The sequence below is a fragment of the Pseudomonas sp. BN606 genome (assembly GCF_029873115.1).
Taxonomy (GTDB): Bacteria; Pseudomonadota; Gammaproteobacteria; order Pseudomonadales; family Pseudomonadaceae; genus Metapseudomonas.
In genome coordinates this window covers 23,977-43,902 of the sequence record NZ_SSOF01000088.1, presented here as the reverse complement: position 1 = coordinate 43,902, position 19,926 = coordinate 23,977, and the positions used below count along the sequence as shown (strand labels likewise).

Sequence of the window (19,926 nt, the reverse complement as noted above, 5' to 3'; positions counted from 1 at the left end):
CGCGAGATGGCACGGCACTGCGCCAACCAATGGCAGCCCTCTCCCTCTTCCCGAGGGAGAGGGGGGGTGTTCGTGCCGGCGTTCAGCCCGGGCACAGCCCTGCCCCTTCGGGACGGGAAGAAAAAGCGGCGGCCAATTGGCCGCCGCTTGGTACTTTCAGGATTCAGGTTGCGCTTCAGGCAATTTCCAGCTGCCGTCCAGGATCGCTTTGTCGGGCAGGTAGAAACGCACCATGTAGTTCCAGCCGGGCATGATCGGCAGGCAATTCTCCACCTGCGGCGTACAACCGCCGAAGCTTACGGAAGTGATACCGCCCTCGCCTTTCTTCGCAGTCAGACTGTTGAGGCTGTATGCCTCCAGGGCATTGCGCTGGAAGCGCCCCGCCTGGTCGTAGACGCTGATGGACCAGAAGGCGCCCACCGGGACCGCGCCCACCTCCAGCCGGTAGTTAGTCAGGCCGTCGTTCTGCTCGGGGGTGACGATCTGATAGTAGGCGTCCTTCGCCGGGTTACCGCCCCAGGCGGTAGCACTGCCGATCAGGTGGCGCACCGGGTCGATCTCGCCGTCCTTGCCGAACATGCCACGGGAGTCATCCAGGGTTTCCCCCAACCCAACCAGCGCCTTCCGTACCTTGGCACGGCTCGCTTCATCCCATTTGGGGACATCGAAGCGCCCCGGTCCGCCGGGCTGCTCCACGTTGATGGCGTCCTGCAATGCCCGAACGCGGGTGAAATCCGCCGGGTCCGCAGGGTTGACCAGGGTGCGCACGCCCACCAGCACGTAGCGGGTCCCCACCTCCGCCCTGTCGACCTTGTAGTGCCCCGCGCCGTAGTGCACCTCGGTGACGTGATGGTCCTGGTCGATGATCGCCAGCGACATGAAACGCGGGCCGGCATCGGGCAGGGACACGCTGACGGGACCCGCGTCGAGGTCGAAGACGGCGGTGGAATAGAGGGTGTCGCGGTTCGGCCGCACCACGGTGGCGGCGCCAACCGGAACCAGCTCGCGCCAATGGGCGAACTTGCCGAACCCGCCCCGTTGCACGGTCAGGCCGAAGTAACGGTCAGTCTCGGCACGGACGAAATTGTCCGCGGTCACGCGCACGCCGGCCTCTGCCAGTTCCTCGCTGCGCGCAACGGGCAAGCAGGCCGCAAGCAGCCCGAGGGCCGTCAGGATCACTTTGAGTTCGTACATCATTCCAGCTCTCATCGAATTCACCTCAGAGCCTGGCCAGGGCCGGCGGGAAGTAATGTCCGCCGGCCACCGCGCCCTTGGCGCCGTAGTAGCGGAACATCAGCCGGAAGTTCAGCCCTGCCAGGGTTGGCAGCCAGTTCGCCTCGGCGACACCCGCCGGCGGCTGCGGGCCGAAGTAGAGGGTCAGCGAGCCATCCGCGTTGTAGCGCAGGGCCGACTGGTTATTGAGCTGGAAGCGCCCCAGCGCGTTCGGCAGTACCTTGAAAGTCTTGGCATCGGTGGCCGTGATCGACCAGAAATAGCGCGCGAAGCCGGACGGTAGTTGGTCGCGGGGGAAGGTCAGGGAATAGCTGCGGCTACCATCGAGGACTTCGCCATGGTTGTCCACGGCCCCACGGAAGTAATTGACCTCCTGCTGGGTGTTGGCCCAGATGCCGCCCAGGTTGACCAGGGTGCGCGTCAGGTAGTCACTGCCGTAGGCGCCGGATACGGCTGGTCGTACCCAACCGTTGAGAACCGTGCCGGGACCGAGGGTCGGGGCAGCCTTGGCCAGGGCGGTGAAGGCCTGCTTCCGGATCACCGCATCCAGACGCGTGCGCTCCGCCGGATCGCTGGCCAGCTTGGCCAGCGCATGCACGCGGGCCTGCAGCGCCTCCATGCCGGGATTCAGGTCCGGCTCTTCCAGCGCCATCTCGGCGACGTCGAATGCCTCTACGCCCGGCAGTTGCTGCAACCTGAACAGGGGCACTTCGGGCACCTCGGGAAGCTGAGGCGAGCCGCTGGGGCGCATGCTGAACTGCTGCTGCAGGCGCTCTGCCTGCTGCGGGTCAGCGCCGAGTTCCACCCGCGACAGCACCCGTGCGGTACGGGTCGGCAGGTCCACGCGCTGGACGCCCTTCGGCAGGGTGACGCTGGCGCCCTTCAGGCAGACCGCGAAGTCTCCGCTGGGCTGCTTCGCGAAGGTGCGCTCATTGATGTTGGCCAGGGTCTCTCCCCAGCCATTGAGGAATTGCACCGTGTAATAGCGTTCGGAAATCTTCGGCACGCTGACCAGGGTGCAGCTGCGTTCGTCCAACGCCACCCAGGCTTCGGAATAAGCCACGTCCAGGTTGGGATTGGGCCAGTCCACGGCGCCCGGCTTGCGGTGCACCAGCTGGTTCCAGCGCATGCCTTGCTGGAAGTCCAGTTGCTGCTGGCGCAGCACCAGCAGGCGCCCGAGCAGGTAAATGTAGGCATCGCTCACGTCCCGGTCCGAGTACATGGGCGCCTGCGGATCGGCGGCATTGGCAACCGATGGCGCAAGCGCAGCCATCAGGCAGGAAGTGGTGAAGGCGCCGCAGGCCAGCGCCAGACGTAATGAACGCATTGTTGTTTTTCTCCGTCGTGAACCGTCCCTGACAGGTTATGCCCGTTCCAGGAACACATGACCCCTCCCCTTTGGGGTGGGCGCAGGCCCTGCATCACGCGGAGAGCCCCGACACAGCGGTCGGGGCGGTGCGACTGGTCGCCGTCAGGCGCCTTTCAACGAGGCCATGTCGATCACGAAGCGGTACTTCACGTCATTGCGTTCCATGCGCTCGAAGGCCGTGTTGATGTCCTGGATATCGATCATCTCGCAACTCGGCAGAACCTGATGTTCGGCACAGAAGTCCAGCAGTTCCTGGGTCTGGGTGAGGCCGCCGATCAGCGAGCCGGCGATGGAGCGGTTGTTGATCGCCAGCAGCGCACCATGGATCGGTTCCAGCGGTTCCAGGGCGCCCACCAGCACCAGCTTGCCGTGACGACCCAGGAGCATCAGGTAAGGGTTGACGTTGTGCGTGCGCGGGATGGTGTCGAGGATGAGGTCGAAGCTGCTCGCCGCCCCCTTCATCGCCTGCGGGTCGGTGGACAGCAGCACATGGTGCGCCCCCAGTGCCCGGGCGTCGTCGGCCTTGCCCGGCGAGGTGGTGATGACCGTGACCTCAGCCCCCAGGGCGACGGCCAGCTTGACCCCCATGTGACCCAGCCCGCCAAGGCCGACCACGGCCAGGCGGGTGCCCGCCCCAACGCCATGCTCGCGCAGCGGCGTCCACACCGTGATACCGGCACACAGCAGCGGGCCGGCGAAGCGCGGGTCCAGTGCCTCGGGCATGCGTAGCACGAACTGCTCGCGAACCACGATGTGCTGGGAATAGCCGCCGTAGTTGACCTCGCCGCTAATACGGTCCAGCCCGTTGTAGGTGGGCGTCATGCCGTGGCTGCAATGGGGTTCTTCCTGCGCCTCGCAGGCCGCGCATTGCTGGCAGCTGTCCACCATGCAGCCGACCGCGACCCGGTCGCCCAACTTGTAGCGAGTTACAGCAGGCCCCACGGCGGTGACCTGTCCAACGATCTCGTGGCCGGGCACGCAGGGGAAGCGGGTACTGTTCCAATCGTTGTGCACGTAGTGCATGTCCGAGTGGCAGACGCCGCAATAGGCGATCTCGATGGCGACGTCGTCGTCGCGCAGGGCGCGGCGCTCGAAGCTCAGCGGCTTCAGCTGCGCATGGGACTCATGGGCTCCATAGCCGATGCAGGTGGTCATGGGTGCTTCCTCGGATGTCACGGATAAACGGTGGAGCACCCTGCCGAAACAGGGCGCGTGGTATCAGATGGAGGGGCGCAGCCAGGGCGCCGGGCTGGTTTCCGGCGAGGCGATCTGGTTGGAAATCCACTTGCCCATGCGTCGCATCGGCTCGATGGAGTCCTGCGGGGCGGCGAACTTCATGGCTGCCGCATAGCCCAGCGAGACGATGCGCTGCGCGCCGTAGAGCGGCAGCACATCCTTGAGCTGGTCCTTTACGCTCTCCGGGTAGATGCCAACGGTCTGGGTGTAGGCGTCCACCGCATCGAGCATTTCGCTCAGCTCGTCCACCGGCACCAGGTTGGCGGTGCGGTCGTCCAGCAGGGTGGAGAAGGACACCGGCTCGGGAATCTGCGAGCAGATGATGGCTCCCTCCCCGGCCTGGCCGCCGATCACCTTGTACCACTCGTCATCCAGGCGCAGCGCGTCGACGTGGGCCTTGAGGTTCATGTCGTAGGACTTGGGCGTGGTGCTGAGCGTGTTTGGCAGTCCCACCATGGCCTCGTAGACGTATTGGCCGAAGGTGTTCAGCCGCTCCAGCCCGTCCGCATCGGTGCCGCTCTGCACATAGATCACCCGCGCACACACGCAGCCTTTCTGGTTGATCGCACCGATGTCGGAAGCCAGGCGTACTGCCGCCTCGCGCATACTGGCTTCGCTGGCGAAGGTGTCCTCGCCGATGATGCTGGCGCTGCGCTTCGGGTCCAGGGAGATCAGCTCCAGGCCCGGCTGGACGTACTGGGTGACGTGCTTCATCGAAGCGAAGCCGCCCCAGGCAACGATCTTCTCCAGGTTCTGCGGCTGGTACAGGCGCTGCTCGAGCGCCTGGTCGCCCCCCTTCCAGTAGGCAACGGAAAGGTGTTTGGTCAACGGGTGGTCCGGTGCCATGTCGACCATGGTGCGGGCGATGGCCAGGGCGGTGAACGGGTCGTTTGACGGTGCCTTGATGATGGCGTCGCTGCGCAGGACCATGTTGCGAATGATGGTCCACAGGGACAGGGACACGGCGTTGCCGGCGACGATGTGCAAGGTGCGCGCGCCGAAGCAGCGGACTTCCAGCTCGGTGCCATCCAGCAGGGTCTGCGGGACCCAGCCTTCGAGGTACTTCACGCCCACCGTGCTTTCCACCATCTCGGTGATGAACTCCCGCGAGAGCATGTTCTGCAGGCCCATATAGGAGCCCTTGACGATGCTCGGAGTGGTGGGCGCGGTCAGGTAGGACAGCTCGCAGGCTTCCTGCAGGTACGGGTTCCTGTTGAAGGCCAGGCACCCGCCAAGCTCGACGGCGTAGTCGAGGATGTCGCCGAAGCTCAGCTCATACAGGTCGGCCAGTTTCGCCGGATTACCCAGCGGCAGCCGGTCGATGTACTTGTGCGCGTCAGGGGTGAGGAAGGCCAGGTCGCCGCCGCGTCCGCCCACTTCGATCAGGTTGTCGGTGATCACTTCGCCGCGAAGGATCATCGGTGCAATGGGATGGGTCATGGCTTCAGCCCTCCAGGGTATTCAGGAAGTCCATGGCTTCCCGGTGGGATTGCTCGGATGCGGCGCAGGTGATCTTGTCGTCGCCGCCGTTCTTCTCGCTGTAACGCTGGATGGCACCGACCACATAGCGGCTGTGGCGGCCGCAGGTGCAAGGCCTGTCCCACTCCACGGTGATCTCGTCGCCGGTGATGAAACCGCCCCAGTGGATGTCCGCGCCCAGGTCGAAGAAGGCCGCGCGGCCCGTCTGGCGGCCCGAGCGTGGCAATGGCTTGCTGGTTTCCGGATCGAGCAGGAAGGGAATGGCGGTAGGTGCGAAGTGGTAGTTGCCCTGATCGCAACGCAGGTGCGAGCCACTGACCACTTCCGACATCGCATAGGACTCGTGCAGTGCCTTGACGCCGGTGAAACGCATGACCTCCTCGCGCCAGCCCTCAGGTTGCACCACGCCCTTCGCGCCGCCCGTGGTGATGATGTAGGAGTCCGGGTCGAAGACGCCTTCCAGGCCACGTTCCAGGCCTGCCTTGGCCATGTTGTGCAGCAGGTTCCAGGTGCCGCCGATGTAGACGCGCTTACCCTTGAGGCGAGTGGCGATGTCGTCGAAGAAGGCGGACAGATGCTGCGGCATCTCGGCCTGTTGCTGGTCGAAAAGCTTCTTCTTGGCCAGCAGTTCCGGGGCGATCACCAGGCGGTCCAGGGTGCCCTTGGCGTGGGCCGCGCGCAGCTTGGCGCCCAGGTGCAACACGTCGCTGGACAGCGTGGAGGGATAGGCCGGATGGAAATGGGACTCGTCCGGCAGCAGGACCTTGACCAACGAACCGACCCCACGCAGGTGGCTGAGGTAGCCCTTGCGGTAGTACGGGTAGGCCGTGTGCATGTCCGGGTTCGGCGTGTCCGGGCCCTTCATGTTCCAGGCGTAGAGCCGGCGCACCTGCGAGGCCTTCTCGAACTCGCGCACGCTGCAGGGCAGGAACGACAGGGTGCCGGAGGTTCCGGAGGTGTGGCTGAGGCAGAGTTCCGGGACATCGCGATCCATGGTCTCGAACCAATCGTCAAGGCCCTTGCAGGCGCTGACGTCGACGGCCGCGATCTTCTCCGCGAGCTCCGGCGTCACCAGCTTGCCGAGCCACTTGTTGATCGCCGCGAAGTTGTTCTTCTCCAGCAGCGACGGCGGGTAGGACTTGAACATGGTGTGCTCGAACAGCAGCGGCACCACGTCGTCCAGTTGCTCGATGCGCTCAACGCCTTCGGCGTCCGCCAGTTTCTTCAGTACCGGGATGCGCTCGCGCATTTCGGCGAAGCGGCGCTTCAGGCCAGCCAGTTGAAGGGTGTCGATCTGCTCGCGCGGCAACTGGATCCAGTTCTGCAAGGAGTGGTCGGCCAGGGCCGCCGGATCGGTCAGCAGCAGTTCGACCTGTTCTTCTGTTGTTCTTGTCACGGGACGATCTCCTCGGATTCACCCTTTCGCGCCCTACCCGGCAGTCACACGGGGGGTACGCATCACCCGGCCGTCGCGAGTCGGACGGCCTTCATGGCAAGGCCATTCTAGGGCTGGAAAGGGCTGAATCATTTCCGGATTCCGGCCTCCGAAACGAACATACAACCTACTGATTTAAAACGTTTTTTATTATGAAAACAGGATCACGAAGTGGTGGTTTCCGCATCCGTGGTGGTCAGCAGCGCATGGAGCATGCGCGCCAGCAGGCGAACCGTATCGGGCTCCACCAGGTACTCCGGCTTTTCGATCAGCAGGGCGCGGGGCAATGCCGTCACGGCCTGGTAGGCGAGGAAGCCCGCTTTCTCGCGATTGCGCACCAGGACTTCGTCGGAAAAGCGCTCCACCAGGGCCGGAATCACCATGGAGATCCAGAAGCGCTCCGGCTTGACGATTTCCAGGCGCACCAGCTCGCCGTAATAGGCGGACTTGATGCTGAGCTGCGAGTCGATCTGCAACCAGCGGTGCAAGGCCGTGAGGCCAGTACGCAGGAGTACCTCGAGGCCGTCGTAGAGCGTCGCCGACGGCGGCAGTGCCTGGATGCTGGCGATCACCTCGAGACGGGCATCGGCCCGGTAGTCCTCGAAGATCGCGCCGACCAGCGATTCGATGGTGGGGAAGTACTCGTAAATGGAGCTGATCGCCACACCCGAGTAGTCGGAAAGGCGGTAGATCGACAGCGCCTCCCGCCCTTCCCTTTCCAGAATGTCGCGCCCCGCCACTTTCAGGGCGTCGACCAGGGCGACCGAGCGAGCCTGCTTCGGTCGCTTGCGGGGTTTGGCCGGGAGTTCCACCAGCACATTGTCATGGGCGCCCTGGCCACGGGCGGGCTTACCCGCCCCGCCCTCGTGACCTTGCACCTGTTCGAGTCGGCGCGTCATGGCGCTCAGGGTGTGACGACGTTGAAGGTCGCCTGGAAGCTGGAGAGCATGCTCAGCAAAGCCTTGAAGCGAGCGGCGTCCCCTTCGAGCTTGATCTCACCTTGCTGAACGGCCGTGGCGAAATCGAGCTGGCGCAGGCTGATGCGGTCGAGTACTGCCTTGCTCATCTTCACCGTTGCGTCTGGTTTGGCATGGCTCGTGTTCTCGCGGTAGGTCAGCACGCCATTGCTCAGGGTCAGGGCGAAGTGTTCGCCAAGGTCCTCGAAGTCCCAGTTGAGGGTCATGTCATGGCCCACGGCCTTGTCCGAATCCAGGCGCACGGCCAGCACGTCCATGAACATGGCCGGCGTCGCCGCCTTCACGAGGTCGGCGATGGCCCGCGCACCCTGCTGCGGAGCGACCTGGCGCAGTTCCTGGGCACCGGTCAGGTACATGTTTCGCCAGATCGCCGATTCGCTGCGGTAACCCAACTGCTCCAGGGCGTCGGCCTGGGCGTCGCGTGCGGCCTTGTTGTCTGGTTCGGCGAAGACGAGGTTGTTGCCCAGCTGCGCGGCCCAGCGGTAGTCGCCCTGCTCCATCGCTGCACGCATGAGTTGCAGCACCTTGTCCGCCCCACCCAGGGCCGCCACATAGCGCTTGCCGGACTCGACCGGCGGAAGCGGATCGAGGTTGGCCGGGTTGCCGTCGTAGAAACCGAGATAACGCTGGTAGACGGCTCGGGTGTTGAAGCTGAGGGTGCCGTAGTAGCCACGGGTGTACCACTTGCGGTCGAGCTCGCCTGGCAGCTTCTTGACCGCATCGGCGATCTCCAGCGGAGTCAGCCCCTGGTTGAGCAGGTGCAGGGTCTGGTTGTTGATGAAGGCGTACATGTCGCGCTGGTCGGACAGCAGCGTACGGATACCCTCGCCGCCCCAGGTCGGCCAGTTGTGCTGGGCGAACATCACTTCGGCCTTGTCGCCATAGCGCACCAGGCTGTCATCGATGAACCTCGACCATGCCTTGGCATCGCGGACTTCAGCGCCACGTGGGGTGAGGACGTTGTGCATCGTCCTGGTGGCGTTCTCGGCCATGCACAGGGCATGCATCTGTGGCAGATAGAGGTTCATTTCCGCCGGCGCCTCCGTGCCGGGGGTCAGTTGGAACTCCACCTGGACACCCGCGATATCGTGGCTTTCCAGGGGCTGGACGATCAGGTCGGTCGGCGGAATCAGGCTGATGGTGCCACCGACGGGAGCGCCCTTGCCGATCCCGGTATCGAGTTGGCCACGCTCACTTCTCGGCACCATGCCGCCACTCTGGAACATGCCTCGACGGAACATCGCGGTGCCGGCCAGGACGTTCTCGCTGATGGCGTGTTCCATGAAGCCTTCCGGGGCATAGATGCGGACCTTGCCTGCCTTGACGTCAGCTTCGTCGACCACACCGCGCACGCCCCCGAAATGATCGACATGACTGTGGGAATAGATGACCGCCACCACCGGCTTGCGCGGACGATGCTGGTAATAGAGATCCAATGCTGCCTTTGCGGTCTCGGTGACATAGAGCGGGTCGATGATAATCAGCCCATCGACGCCTTCGATGATGGTCATGTTCGCCAGATCGATCCCGCGCACCTGGTAAATGCGCTCGGTCACCTGGAACAGGCCGGCATTGGCGTTGAGCTGGGCCAGACGCCACAGGCTCGGGTTCACCGAATCCGGGGCGTCCTTCTGCTGCAGGAAATCGTACGCATGGGTGTTCCAGACCGGCTTGCCATCGGCATTGCGAATCTCCCCCTCGAAAGGTGCCACCAGGCCACGGCGAGCCGCCTCGTAGTCGGCGCGATCACTGAACGGCAGTTTTTTCAGGACTTCGCGGTTCGCGGCGGCTGTCACAGGACTTGCCGCCTTCGCGGGGCTGGCCGGTGCGGTCTCTGCCGCCCAGGACTGGGCGCCGAGCAGGGAAATGGCAGTGGCAACGAAAGCTGTCGAAAGGCGCATAGGTGTTCCTTGAAGTGGACCCCGGTCCACGGTTAAAGCAAGAACTCCGGCATCGGACGGAGTTCGTTCAATTGCAGGAAGCGGGTGGTCAGGCCAGCGCATTGATACCCGTAAGTTCCCGCGCGATGAGTAGTTTGTGGAAGTCGTTCCCGCAACCGGCCGCAGGCAGGGCGATGACCTCGCGCAGCAGACGCTCGACGTCCAGCGCGCCCACCATTCCCGGCCACTCATGCAGCAGAGCCGCCGCCCGGCATGCTTCCATCGCCATTTCGGTGGCGAACCATTGCGCCATGGAGGCCTGCATCTGGCAGCGAAAGCCAGCGTCCATCATCGAATATGCGCGGACACACAGGAGTCTGGCAGCCTCCAGCCGGGTCGCCATTTCAGCGATGCGCGCGGCCACCAGAGGTTGCGCGGCGGGCGGCTTGTCGATGCCGGTGGATTCCTGGGCGGCTGGGATGAGCACCTCCTGGGCAACGCGCATCAGTCCCACAGCCAGCAGACCGCTGCCGGCATGGACCTTTTCCAGCAGCCTGGCTCTCGCCCCTGAACAATCGGCTTCGTCCCAGAACAATTGGCTGGCGGTCAACCGGACGCCGTGAAACGACACCCGAGCACCGCTGGCCCGCCCCACGCCCGATGGCTCGACACCACGTGCTTCGTAGCCATGCTCGGCGCGGTCCACCAGCAGGTAACAGCAAGCGCCGGACGCCATTCGCACCCGGGCGATGAGGAAATCGCAAAGGTGGGCATTGGTCACCGCGCCCTGTTCGCCCTCGATGACAAAGCTGTCCAGGTCCCAGCTCGCCGCCACCGTGTCCGTCTCAGCCTCGCTCGTGCAGAAGCCAGCGAAGCTGCGCCCTGCCAACAGATCCGGTAGATAGCGCTCGCGCAGGGAGCCGCGGGCCTCGGGCAGCTCGGCCAGCGCCGCTACCGCCGCCAGATTGACCATCACGCAAGCAGCGATCTCCACCGAAACGCTGCAGAGTTCCTCGAAAAGCATCGCCTCGGTCACCGCGGATAACCCCATGCCGCCCAGCTCTTTGGCAAGGCTGGCCCCGGGCAAGCCGAACTCGGCGATACCCTGGGTGATTTCGCGCAGGTTTCCCCTCGGAATGGGCCGGTCACGGAACACCCGGACAATCGGCGCCACCTCGGAAAGGAGGAAGGTGCGGAAGCTGTTCACCACTAGGTGCTGCTCATCGCTTGGCAACTGCATCTGCATGTTCTTGTCCTGGGCGAATGTCGCGTACCCGAGTCGATCGTCCCAGGCAGGTTATGACCTGCTCCACAACAGTGCCCCCCCTTCTTTGGAGGGGGCTCCTCTCAGATGAGGCTGCGGGCGATGATCAGCTTCTGGATATGGCTGGTGCCTTCGTAGATCTTGGTCACGCGAACATCGCGGCAGTAACGCTCCACCGGAAAATCGTTCAGGTAGCCGTAGCCTCCGTGGATCTGCAGCGCATCGGAGCAGACCTTCTCAGCCATCTCGCTGGCGAACAGCTTGGCCATGGAAGCTTCCTTTGCGCAGGGAACGTCCGCCTCGCAAAGACGCGCGGCATGCACCATGAATTGCTCGGCAACCTCCACCTGGGTCGCCATGTCGGCCAGGTCGAAGGCGACACCCTGCAGGTTGATGATCGGCGCGCCGTAGGCTTCGCGTTCCCGGGCATAGCCGACGGCCGCGGCCAGGGCGGCGCGAGCGGTACCGGTGGCCACCGCAGCGATGGCCACCCGGCCCTCCGACAGCGAGCCCATCACATTGCGGTAGCCGGAGCCTTCGGCTCCCAGCAGGTTGGTTACCGGCACGCGGCAATCCTCCAGCTGGATCTGCGCCACATGGGCCGAGCGCTGGCCCATCTTGTGCTCGACGCGAGCCACCACGTAGCCGGGGCTTTGCGACGGATCGACCATCAGCAGGCTACTGCCCTTTTTTCCGGCAGCCTTGTCGGTCACGGCCAGCACCAGGCCGAGGCCCGCCTCATTGCCGTTGGAGATGAACTGTTTGCTGCCATTGATCACATAGTGGTCCCCATCACGGCGGGCCAGGGTACGGAAGGCCGCAGTGTCGGATCCGGCGTGGGGTTCGCTGAGCAGGAAGGCGCCGATGCGCTTGCCGCTGGCGAGGTCCGGAAGGTACTTGCGCTTCTGCTCCTCGTTGCCCAGACGCGCCACGGTCAGGCCCACGGAGTTGTGCACGTGGATGAGGGTAGCGAAGCCGGTATCGGCGGCGGCGAACTCCTCGATGGCCAGGCAGTACTCGACGAAGCTGGCTCCGGCGCCGCCGTACTCCTCGGGTATCAGCATGCCGAGGAAGCCGAGTTCAGCCACGGCTTCCAGTTCACCGCGTGGCCAGGCGCCGCTGCGGTCGCGCTCTGCCGCCGAGGGTGCAACAACGTCGGCAGCGACCTTGCGCGCCGAGTCGCGGATCATGATTTCCTGCTCGCTGAGGAACACTGCAGTGGTATCGCTCATGGTGCTTCCTTATGGATTCCTGGTTTCGTCTTGGCCAGGGCCCGCCTCATACGCAATGGGCGGCCGGGGTCTTGGATTCGGTGTGAGTGGGCTGCTCAACGACTGCCAGGGGCGTGGGAATCCGGCTACCGGATTCGCCGACGCCACGCAGCAGGAAGTGCGACAGCGCGGGGATGAGGACCAGGGCGCCGAGCATGTTCCAGAGGAACATGAAGGTCAGCAGGATGCCCATGTCGGCCTGGAACTTGATGGGTGAAAAGGCCCAGGTGATCACCCCGGCGGCCAGGGTCACGCCCACCAGCGCCACCACCTTGCCGGTGAAGCGCAGGGCATGGCGGTAGGCTTCGGCCAGGGAAGCGCCAGCGCGTTGCCGGGCCAATTGGATGCTCAGCAGGTAGAGCGCGTAGTCGACGCCGATGCCGACGCCCAGGGCGATCACCGGAAGGGTGGCAACCTTGACCCCCATGCCCAGCGCCACCATCAGCGCTTCGCAAAGCACCGAGGTGATCACCAGGGGTACCACGGCGACCACCACGGCGCGCCAGCTGCGGAAGGTGATGAAGCAGAGCACGATGACCGCCGCGTAAACGTAGAGCAGCATGGTGAAGTTGGCCTTCTTGACCACGATGTTGGTGGCGGCCTCGATGCCCGCGCTACCGGCAGCCAGGAGGAACTGGCGCTCGGGCGTGCTGTGGGCGGCAGTGAAGGATTCGGCAGCTTTCACCACGCGGTCGAGGGTTTCCGCCTTGTGGTCGGTCAGGTAGGCGACCAAGGGCATGACCGAACATTCGGTATTGAACAGCTCCGGGTTACTGGTACTGGCCGTGCGGGCGGCATAGTTGAGCACGTCCTGGTTCGGCGGGATCGACATCCATTTGGGGTTGCCTTCATAGGAACCGGCGGTGATCTTGCGCACCGCATCGGCCAGAGAAACGGTGCTCTGTACCCCTGGCACCTGCTGCAGGGTCCACCCCAGTCGATCTGTCTCGATCAGCGTCTGGTATTCGAGGCAGCCTTCAGGCCTGGTTTTGACGATCACCGCGAACTGGTCGGAAGACAGCGAATACCTGGAGTTGATGTAGGCGTTGTCCAGGTTGTAGCGCGAGTTGGGTCGCAGTTCGGAAGCACCGGCGTCCAGGTCACCGATCTTCAGGTGGGTACTGACGATGAAGCCGGCGACCGTGATCACGGCAGAACACACCAGCAAGCCCGCCGCCCAGCGACGCTGGGTAAAGCGCTCCAGGAGCCTCCAGGCGCCGGCGGCTTCCTTCTGCTCCGCGCGCAGGCTGCGCTCGGCAGCCTTACGACTGACACCGGAGTAGGACAGCATCACCGGCAGCAGAATGAGGTTGGTGAAGACCAGCAGGGCGACGCCGATCGATGCGGTGATCGCCAGGTCCTGAATTACCGGGATGTCAATCAGCATGAGCACCGCGAAACCCACCGCATCCGCCACCAGCGCGGTCAGGCCGGCCAGGAACAGGCGGCGGAAGGTATAACGCGCAGCCACCAGCTTGTGGGTGCCACGAGCCACGTCCTGCATGATGCCGTTCATCTTCTGTGCGCCATGGGAAACGCCGATTGCGAACACCAGGAAGGGCACCAGGATCGAATAGGGGTCCAGCTCGTAGCCCAGGCGGGCGATCAGGCCGAGCTGCCAGAGCACGGCGATGCAGGAGCAGCTCAGTACCAGCAGTGTGCTGCGCACGCAGCGGGTCCAGGCGTAGATGATCAGCGCGGCGATCAGCGCCGCCACGGCGAAGAAGACCATCATCTGCTGCAGGCCGTCGAGCAGGTCGCCTACCACCTTGGAGAAACCGACGATGCGGATATTCAGGTCTGCACTGCCCTGCGGGCCGGAGAACTGGGCCCGGATGCTCTCCAGTTGCTTGGACAGTTGCCAGTAGTCCAGCGGTTCTCCAGTGTCGCTGTCCTTGTCCAGCAGGGGCAGGAAAATCATGCTAGAGCGGAAATCGGTGCCCACCAGGTTACCCAGCAGTTGGGCGCGCCCGATGTTCTGGCGCAGCTCGCCGATGCTCTTTTCCGAGCCGGTGTAGTTATCGGGCATGACCGGCCCGCCTGCGAAGCCGTCCTCGGTCACTTCGTTCCAGCGCACCACCGGCATCCACAACGACTTGACGTTGGCCCGGTCGACGCCGGGCGTCAGGAACAGCTCGTCGTTGATCTGCTTGAGCGCCTGCAGGTAATCCGGGTCGAAGATATCGCCGGTGCGGTTTTCCACTACCACGCGCACGGCGTTGCCCAGGCCCTTGAGCTCGTTGCGGCTTTCCAGGAAGTTGCGAATGTACGGATGGTTCTGCGGGATGGTTTTCTCGAAGGCGGCGTTGAGGGTCAGCCGGGTGCTGTCCCAGCCGAGCAGTACGGTCACCACGGCGCAGAGCAGGATGACCAGCAGGCGGTTGTTGAAGATCAGCCGCTCCAGGCGGCTGCCCGATCGCGGATCGAATTTTTTCAGGTCACTGATGGTCAGCAGGTTGTCGCTGAGGTCGTGGGTACCCATCTCGGCTCTCCGGCTTTCTTGTTATTGCTTGAAGTTCTGGATACGCACGCCGCCGAGTCCGGCCAGGGCAACCGCCCCGCCGACGGCGGGTGCCATCGCAAAGTTGGGAACCACACGATCGACCTGGACGAGGCTGAAGGTGGCACCGCGGTCGGTGGAGCGCAGCAACTGACCGGTCTGGCCGGCCAGCACGACGGAACCGTCCTCGGCGATCACACCACCGGTGATGCCGGCCTCGATGCCGGTTTCGGCCCTGCTCCAGCTGGCGCCGCCATCAAGGCTGCGATAGGCATTGCCGCGCAGGCCGTAGACCAGGATCAGGTTGTCGTCGCCCAGCACACCGAACAGCGTGCCCTGATAAGGCAGCTCCAGGCTGGCGAAGCGCTGCCGGGCAGCATCCAACTTCAGCACCAGGCCCTGCTCACCGACCATGAACAGGCTGCCGGCAGCGGGACGCAGGCCATACAGGTGCATGGCCCTGGGGTTGTCGACGCGATCGAGCCAGGGCGTCCAGGTCTGGCCGCCATCCGCGGTGTGCAGGATCAGGTTGAAGGCGCCTACGACGAAACCGTTGCGGTCATCCTCGAACCATACGTCCAGCAGCGGTTTGTCTGCGCCCTGTGCGAGGAAAAGCTCGGCGTCCTGCTTGAGGCGCTGCGCACCGGCGTCATCCGGGTTGGCCGGATTGCCGTAGTGCTTAACAAGCAGGTCGGCGATCTGCCGGCCGTCGAGCTGCTTGCTCCAGGTCTTGCCACCGTCGTCGCTGTGCAGGACCACGCCTTCGTGGCCGACGGCCCAGCCCTGCTCGGTGCTGGGGAATGCCAGCGCAGTCAGGTCGGAACTGACCGGCACCTGGGCCTGGACCCAGTCCTTGCCATTGTCCGAGAAGAGGATATGACCGCGCTGCCCCGCCGCGACCAAGCGCTCACCGGCCCTTGCCAGCGCATTGAGCGGCGCGCGGATCGCCTGCGCGCTGTGCTGCGCAGGTGTTTCCATGGGGGAGATGAACGCCTGCTGCGCAAGCGCCTGTCCCGCCATCAGGGCGAGCAGCATCGCGAATGGCGGACGAATGAACTGTCTGAACACCTTGGTCACCTCACATCGGTCACGCCGGAGCGCGAATGGCGGAACGGAGCCCCGGTGGAACCGGGGCCGCCGTTCGTGGACTTGCAGGAACGGCGGTCGCCGCTCAGAGGGTGGTCTTGAAGGTGAAGAACACGGCACCACGGTCTTCCAGCAGCGATTGGCTGCCGCTGGGAGTCACAGCGGCGCCGGTGACCGGATTGGTCGAGTAGTCGCCGAAGTAGTCGACGTACTTCAGGTCGAAGCGATAGCGGCTGTAGAGATCGAGCGCGAGGCCCACGGCATAGCTGCCGGCATCCTCGTTACCACCGGAGGCCACTGCCGAGTTGCCCGACAGACCCACCGAGTAGCTCATCGGCATCGACAGGTCACCACCCGGGAACACCTGGAACCAGGTCGGGGTGAAGTTGACGGCCAGGCCATAGGCGTCGCGAGAGACTTCATCGATGTTGCTCGGTACCGCCTTGTAGGCCGACGAGCCCTTGAACAGGTTGAGCGGGTCGGAGTTGACCGACACCCAGCGGCTCCAGGTCAGCTCTGTGGACCAGCTGGCGCTGTCGAACAGCGGCGTTGGGCTGACGGTGCCGATGGCGTTGAGCACCCCGTGCAGGGTATCGCCCCGAGCACCGAGAATGTCGCCGTCGTCCGGCAGACGCGCGGCCGAGGTTACCCGGGCGGCGGAGCTGACCAGCGGCATGTTGCGGCGGTAGTTAAGGTCCAGGCCGACGCTGACCCCAGCGATTTCCTTCGACAGGCTGATGCCGTACATGTCGATGTCGTCGGCGTAGTTGAAGAAGTACTGCGGACGGGCGTTGGCCAGCAGGATGGTCTGCGGCAGGGTGTCGGAGAAATTGCGGACATAGAAACCCAGGGTGCCGTCGAGCCATTCAGGGCTCCAGCGCGTCATCACGCCCCAGTCGCCGGAATTCTGCGGCTCGATGTCGTCACCGTGGGTGGCGCGCAGCGTCGGGCTGAGGATGAACGACTCGCCACCCTGCAGATAGATGTCGGCAAACCCCAGGTAGGTGCCGCCCTCGGGCACACGCGACGGCCGCCACTCGAAGAAGTACTGCGCAGCGAAGGACAGTTCGGGCGTGACCTGCAGTTGGGCGGAGAACTGGTTGCGCGGCAGGTACAGCTCCTTGGCTTCGATGCCCGGCAGCGCCAGGGCCTTGCCCTGGTCCAGCGGAGCCTGGCCATAGGAAATGCCATGAATGGCACCAGCCCCCAACAAGGACTCGCCCCAGTTCACGGTGTGACGACCCAGGCGCGCCTTCAGCGGCATGTCGGCGATGTCGTACTCGCCGAACACGAACGCGTCCATCCACTCGCCGGAAGGACCTTCGTAGTAGCGGTCCGCATAGCGACTAAGGCCCAGGGCCGGGCGGCCATCGGAGCCGAGGTGGTTCGAGGTCGCCACATTGTCATTGTCGAGACTGCCGGCATATGCCGCGTCGTACCAGAGCGCGGCACTGACTCGTGCGCCGTACTTGCCCTTGTAGACGATGTCTGACTCGCTGAGGATGTCGAGGCGATTGTTGACCAGGCTGTGCTTGTCGAAGTTGCGATCACCGTCATCGTTGTTGGGGTTTTTCAGGATCGCATCGTCCTGCCCCTCGACACGCATGCCGAGGTTGTAGCGCAGGGTGTTGTCCCAGCGCAGCTGGATGTCTTCGTTGCCGGTATCGATCTCGTAAGCGTTGGCGCTGCTACAGGCTATCGCGCACATGGCGACCACCGTGGCGCGCAACGCATGAGAACTGGCGGGATGACTCTGATTCGATTTGTTCTTGTTATTCATCTGGGCGTCTCCTCCCCTTGGTTGAAACCGGGACCTCGCGCCGACCGCCGCCAGGTCCGGAAACAGCTCAATCAATGATCGAGTGGCCAAAGGGTGCCAGCAGCGCCGGTGTGTCCTCCCCCCCCTTTCTGAAAGGGGGGTGCCCCCCCTTCCCCCCCTCCGCTAGCGTGAACGCATCGAATCGCCCTCCCCGGCCCTGACCGGAACGAACAACTGTTGGAGCACACAATGTCGGACGAGGCCTCCCCTGACCCCATGGGCACAGACATCCACTATCCCTGCGGAGCCCCGCCTGCAACGGGGGTTCCGCTGGAGATCGCACAAGGCGTGCATTGGGTCCGACTGCCGCTGCCGGCGTCGCTTGGCGCCATCAATGTCTGGCTGCTGGCCGACGACGACGGCCAAGCATTGGTGGATACCGGCATCTTCAGCGAAGACAGCGTGGCGCTCTGGGAGAAACTGCTCGCGGGGCCGCTGGTCGGCGGACGGCTGACACGGATACTCGCCACGCACCTGCATCCCGACCATGTCGGCATGGCCGGCTGGCTGACCCGACGGACCGGCTGCCGCCTCTGGATGACGCGCCTGGAGTACCTGCAATGCCGGATGCTGGCCGGTGACACAGGACGCGCAGCACCCGAAGATGCAGTCGGCTTCTATCACCGCGCTGGCTGGGACGATCAGGCACTGGCCGCATACGGCCGACGCTTCGGTAGCTTCGGCCGGATGCTTTCCCCCCTGCCAGACAGCTACCGACGCGTCCGCGAGGGCGAGCTCGTGCACATCGGCGAATACAACTGGGAGGTGGTGGTTGGCGCGGGCCATTCGCCCGAGCACGCCTGCTTGTACGACGCCCGGCGAAAACTGCTGATTTCCGGCGACCAGGTGCTGCCGCGCATATCCTCCAACGTTTCGGTGCATCCCACCGAGCCGGATGCCGACCCGTTAGGTGACTGGCTCCACTCGCTGGGCAAGCTGCGTCGGCGCGTGCCTGACGCGGTACTGGTCTTGCCCTCGCACAACGAACCTTTTCACGGCCTGCATGCGCGCCTGACCCAACTGGAAACCGACGCGCTCGATGCGCTCGATCGCTTGAGACAGGGGTTGACGGAGCCACGGCGAGCGGTGGATGTCTTCCCGCTGCTGTTTTCGGCGAAGCTGCGAACCGAAGACCCGAGCCAACTGACCCTGGCCACCGGCGAAGCCATCGCCCACCTAAACCATCTACTGATCCGCAATGAGATCAGCGTCAGCACGGATGAGTGTGGCGTGGCCTGGTATCAACACTTGTAGGAGCGAGCGAGCTCGCGAATCCCAAGCCCGACCTTTCGCGAGCAAGCTCGCTCCTACACAAGAGCCGTGTTGCGCTTTTTCGATCGCCACTGCGAACGAATCCATCAGCATCGCTCGATGGGTATCGCAGCACCTGTGGGAGCGAGCTTGCTCGCGAATCCCAAGCCCGACCTTTCGCGAGCAAGCTCGCTCCTACACAAGAGCCGTAACGAATCCATCAGCATCGCTCGACGGGTATCGCAGCATCTGTGGGAGCGAGCGAGCTCGCGAATCCCAAGCCCGACCTTTCGCGAGCAAGCTCGATCCTGCACAAGAGGTCGAAGGATCAGCGCACACCACACTGGATATCGAGGGTCAGCGCGTTCAGGTAGGCGTTCTCCACCACGTGCCGCACCAGCGCGGCGAACTCCCCCGGATGGCCCATGCGACGCGGGAACAGCAGGCTGTTGACGATGCTTTCGGACACCTTCGCCGGCATGCCCGCCGACATGCCGGATTCGAACAGGCCCGGCGCCAGGCTGACTACACGGATACCGTGCTCGGCCAGGTCACGGGCGATCGGCAGGGTCATGCCGATGACACCGGCCTTGCTCGCGCTGTAGGCCGCCTGGCCCATCTGTCCTTCCCGCGCGGCACCGGAGGCGGTGTTGATGATGACGCCGCGCTCGCCGGTTTCTTCAGGGGTGTTCGCGGTCATGGCCAGGGCTGCATGGCGAATGATATTGAAGGTGCCTGTGAGGTTGACCGCCAGTACACGGTCCCAGAGTTCGGAGGGGAACAACTGACCCTTGGAGATCGTCTTGCACGGCCCGAGGATTCCCGCGCAGTTCACCGCGACGTGGACGGCGCCAAAGCGATCGACCACCGCATCGATGGCCGCCTTGACACTGGCCTCGCTGGAAACATCGACGGCGATGCCCAGAATGCCGTCGCCCAGTGCCGTGTCGAGCTTCTCCTGATCCAGGTCGAGGCCGACGACCCTGGCACCGGCCGCTGCCAGCGCATTGCAGGTGGCCAGGCCAAGACCTGATGCCGCGCCAGTGACAATGGCGACCCTGTCGTTCAGTTTCATATTGTTTCCTTCTCGCAAGCGCAGTGGATGGTCCAACGCGATCTTAAGGAA

14 protein-coding genes are annotated in these 19,926 nt (G+C 64.3%); 1 reads left to right on the top strand and 13 read right to left on the bottom strand.

What is annotated here, in order from left to right; all coding sequences use genetic code 11:
• Nucleotides 1–156: 156 nt before the first annotated feature.
• The 12 genes from E8E75_RS28555 to E8E75_RS28500 form a co-directional block, all read right to left on the bottom strand.
• Nucleotides 157–1,197 (bottom strand): DUF1254 domain-containing protein, encoded by a 1,041-nt coding sequence (locus E8E75_RS28555; protein ID WP_256673309.1) that lies wholly within the window; start codon nt 1,195–1,197, stop codon nt 157–159.
• Nucleotides 1,198–1,219: 22 nt separating this feature from the next.
• Nucleotides 1,220–2,560: a DUF1214 domain-containing protein gene (locus E8E75_RS28550; protein ID WP_256673310.1), complete on the bottom strand. Its 1,341-nt coding sequence runs from the start codon at nt 2,558–2,560 to the stop codon at nt 1,220–1,222.
• Nucleotides 2,561–2,704: 144 nt separating this feature from the next.
• Complete coding sequence (locus E8E75_RS28545) at nt 2,705–3,757, bottom strand: NAD(P)-dependent alcohol dehydrogenase (RefSeq protein WP_153922128.1); 1,053 nt, start codon at nt 3,755–3,757, stop codon at nt 2,705–2,707.
• Between the two features lie 63 nt (nt 3,758–3,820).
• On the bottom strand, nt 3,821–5,278 hold the full coding sequence (locus tag E8E75_RS28540) for an acyl-CoA reductase (RefSeq protein WP_153922130.1): 1,458 nt from the start codon (nt 5,276–5,278) through the stop codon (nt 3,821–3,823).
• Between the two features lie 4 nt (nt 5,279–5,282).
• Complete coding sequence (locus E8E75_RS28535; RefSeq protein ID WP_280360072.1) at nt 5,283–6,713, bottom strand: hypothetical protein; 1,431 nt, start codon at nt 6,711–6,713, stop codon at nt 5,283–5,285.
• 203 nt (nt 6,714–6,916) lie between these two features.
• Nucleotides 6,917–7,651, bottom strand: a complete 735-nt coding sequence (locus E8E75_RS28530; RefSeq protein ID WP_280360071.1) for a TetR/AcrR family transcriptional regulator — start codon at nt 7,649–7,651, stop codon at nt 6,917–6,919.
• Between the two features lie 5 nt (nt 7,652–7,656).
• Nucleotides 7,657–9,630, bottom strand: coding sequence for an alkyl sulfatase dimerization domain-containing protein (locus E8E75_RS28525; protein ID WP_153922136.1), 1,974 nt, complete (start codon nt 9,628–9,630; stop codon nt 7,657–7,659).
• A gap of 88 nt (nt 9,631–9,718) precedes the next feature.
• Nucleotides 9,719–10,855, bottom strand: coding sequence for an acyl-CoA dehydrogenase family protein (locus E8E75_RS28520; protein WP_153922139.1), 1,137 nt, complete (start codon nt 10,853–10,855; stop codon nt 9,719–9,721).
• Between the two features lie 101 nt (nt 10,856–10,956).
• Entirely contained in the window at nt 10,957–12,087 is a 1,131-nt protein-coding gene (locus E8E75_RS28515) for an acyl-CoA dehydrogenase family protein (protein WP_280360167.1), read from the bottom strand.
• Between the two features lie 64 nt (nt 12,088–12,151).
• Nucleotides 12,152–14,626: an MMPL family transporter gene (locus E8E75_RS28510; protein WP_153922142.1), complete on the bottom strand. Its 2,475-nt coding sequence runs from the start codon at nt 14,624–14,626 to the stop codon at nt 12,152–12,154.
• A gap of 21 nt (nt 14,627–14,647) precedes the next feature.
• Entirely contained in the window at nt 14,648–15,712 is a 1,065-nt protein-coding gene (locus tag E8E75_RS28505) for a YCF48-related protein (RefSeq protein ID WP_280360070.1), read from the bottom strand.
• Between the two features lie 103 nt (nt 15,713–15,815).
• On the bottom strand, nt 15,816–17,510 hold the full coding sequence (locus E8E75_RS28500) for a DUF1302 domain-containing protein (protein WP_153922145.1): 1,695 nt from the start codon (nt 17,508–17,510) through the stop codon (nt 15,816–15,818).
• Nucleotides 17,511–17,738: 228 nt separating this feature from the next.
• On the opposite strand from E8E75_RS28500, the gene E8E75_RS28495 reads away from it, so the two are divergent.
• Nucleotides 17,739–18,803: an MBL fold metallo-hydrolase gene (locus tag E8E75_RS28495; RefSeq protein WP_153922148.1), complete on the top strand. Its 1,065-nt coding sequence runs from the start codon at nt 17,739–17,741 to the stop codon at nt 18,801–18,803.
• Between the two features lie 325 nt (nt 18,804–19,128).
• On the opposite strand, the gene E8E75_RS28490 is transcribed toward E8E75_RS28495, so the two are convergent.
• Nucleotides 19,129–19,875 (bottom strand): SDR family NAD(P)-dependent oxidoreductase, encoded by a 747-nt coding sequence (locus tag E8E75_RS28490; protein ID WP_153922152.1) that lies wholly within the window; start codon nt 19,873–19,875, stop codon nt 19,129–19,131.
• Nucleotides 19,876–19,926: the final 51 nt, after the last annotated feature.